The sequence below is a fragment of the Neisseria sp. P0021.S006 genome (genome assembly GCF_051956895.1).
Map to the genome: position 1 here is coordinate 1 of NZ_JBQCWZ010000126.1, position 2,531 is coordinate 2,531.

Here is a 2,531-nt window from a genome sequence, read left to right on the forward strand (position 1 = left end):
GTCTTGAGTATTTGAAAGTCGATGTGACAAAGAAAGACGACTTCATTGCTTTGGGCGACTTGGTAAAAGCGCGCAAGAATACTGAGAATGTCGTGATCTACCTCTCAACTGCGCCGAAATTCTTTGCGCAAGCCTGTGAAAACCTTGCCGAAATCGGTTTGAATGCCGATAACGTGCGCGTAGTTTTGGAAAAACCGTTGGGTACGGACTTGGCTTCTTCCCAGCAAATCAATACAGATGTGGCCCGTTATTTCAAAGAAGAGCAGATCTACCGTATCGACCATTATTTAGGTAAAGAAAGCCTGCAAAACCTGCTGGCCTTGCGTTTTGCCAATGTGATGTTCGAGCCTTTGTGGAACAACAAATATATTGAAAGTGTACAGCTGACCATCGCCGAGCAGTTGGGCGTGGAAGAACGCGGCGAGTTTTACGACATTACCGGCGCGTTGCGCGATATGGTGCAAAACCACTTGATGCAAATGCTTTGTATGACTGCCATGGAAGCACCGGCGAGCTTGGATGCGGATGCCGTACGCGACGAGAAAGTAAAAGTCATTAAATCGCTGAAACCGCTGACCATCGAATCCGTCAACGAAAATGTTATTCGCGGCCAATATGTTGCAGCAAACGGCATGAACGGCTATCTGGAAGAAGTCGATGTACCGAAAGACAGCTTCACTGAAACCTATGTTGCCATCAAAGCCGAAATTGAAAACGAGCGTTGGAAAGGCGTACCTTTCTACCTACGTACCGGCAAACGCATGGCAGGAAAAGTGGCGGAAATCGTGTTGAACTTCCATCCGCTGCAAAACCATATTTTTGACAACAGCCAACCTGCGCCGAATCGTTTGGTTATTGAACTACAACCGACCGAATCCGTCCGCCTTTACACTCAAGTAAAAACCCCGGGTGCAGGCAACAAAGTCGAAGTGACACCGATTGGCGTGGACTTGGGCACAGCAGTAGAGGGCCGCCGCGCTGAGGCTTATGAGCGCCTGCTGCTGGATGTGATTAACGGCAAACTCGCTTTGTTCAACCGCCGCGACGAACTCGAAGCCGCTTGGGAATATGTGATGCCTATCCTGGAAAACTGGGCGAACAATACAACGCCTCCGCATGCTTACGAAGCCCATTCTTGGGGTCCTGAAGCTGCGCGCGCGCTGTTGGCGCGTGACGGCAACAAGTGGCACGAAGAGCAATAATATTTCTTTCAGACGGCCTTGTTTTCCAACAAAAGGCCGTCTGAAACCATGAAAGGACGAAACATGTTTGTTTGGCACGAACAAGAAAACGCTGCAACTGCCGCGCAGGCTCTCGCTGATGCCGTTGCCGCTGCATTACAAACCGCGTTGAATGAGAAAGGCCATGCGGTTTTGGCTGTTTCCGGCGGTCGTTCGCCGATTGCGTTTTTCGAGGCTTTGTCGCAAAAAGATTTAAATTGGCAAAATGTCGGCATTACTTTGGTGGACGAGCGTATTGTCCCGACCACGCATGCCGACAGCAATACAGGCTTGGTACGTGAATATCTGCTCAAAAATAACGCGGCCGTTGCCACATGGATTCCTGTTGTTGAAGACGGAAAGTCTGAAACTGAATTACAACCTGAAGTTGTCGTTGCTTATGCATTGAAACATTACAAGCAACCTGACGTGCTGGTGTTGGGCATGGGAGGAGACGGGCATACAGCGTCGTTGTTCCCTCAAGCGCCTCAATTACAGGCCGCAATCAATGAAGCTGATGACCCGACATTGATTCATACTACGCCGGTTACCGCGCCGCATGAGCGTGTGAGCATGACTTTGGGTGCGATTGCCAAGACGCCGAATGTATTTTTGGCCATTCAAGGCGCAGAGAAAAAAGCAGTATTTGATAAAGCTGCCACAAGGGCTGATACCGAATATCCGACCAGCCTGATTCTCAATCACCAAGGAATTAACTGCCATGTCTACTATGCACACTGAAGCTTATCCCCGCCTGGTCGCCGATATCGGCGGTACGAATGCCCGTTTTGCGCTTGAAACTGCACCGCAAGTGATTGAGAAGGCTGAAGTTTTACCTTGTAAAGATTACGATACCGTCGTTGATGCCGTCAAAACTTATTTGGAACGCGCAGGCAGCCCGAAAGTTTTGCACGCCGCCTTTGCGATTGCCAATCCGATTTTGGGCGACTGGGTGCAGATGACCAACCACCACTGGGCGTTTTCCATCGAGACCACCCGTCAGGCTTTGGGTTTTGAAACGTTGATTCTGTTGAACGATTTTACCGCCCAAGCTTTGGCAGTGACCAAAACTGAAAAGAATGACTTGGTACAAATCGGCGGTCAAAAGCCCATCGAATTTGCACCTAAAGCCGTTATCGGCCCGGGTACCGGTTTGGGTGTCAGCGGTTTGGTGCACAGCGCTGCCGGCTGGGTGGCATTGGCAGGCGAGGGCGGCCATACCAGCTTCCCGCCGTTTGACGATATGGAAGTGTTGATTTGGCAATACGCTAAAAACAAATACGGCCATGTTTCTGCCGAGCGTTTCTTGAG

At 50.2% G+C, this 2,531-nt stretch carries 3 protein-coding genes; all 3 read left to right on the forward strand.

What is annotated here, in order from left to right; genetic code table 11:
* Positions 1-1,202 (forward strand): glucose-6-phosphate dehydrogenase (zwf, locus tag ACTHUM_RS11435; RefSeq protein WP_440402919.1); only part of this gene is annotated, 1,202 nt, incomplete at its 5' end.
* 63 nt (positions 1,203-1,265) lie between these two features.
* The gene (gene pgl, locus ACTHUM_RS11440; RefSeq protein ID WP_070461366.1) at positions 1,266-1,961 is read left to right on the forward strand and encodes a 6-phosphogluconolactonase; all 696 of its coding nucleotides are present in this window, start codon (positions 1,266-1,268) and stop codon (positions 1,959-1,961) included.
* The coding region (gene glk / locus ACTHUM_RS11445; protein ID WP_440402920.1) for a glucokinase at positions 1,942-2,531 on the forward strand (590 nt) is incomplete at its 3' end. The genes pgl and glk, both read left to right, overlap by 20 nt.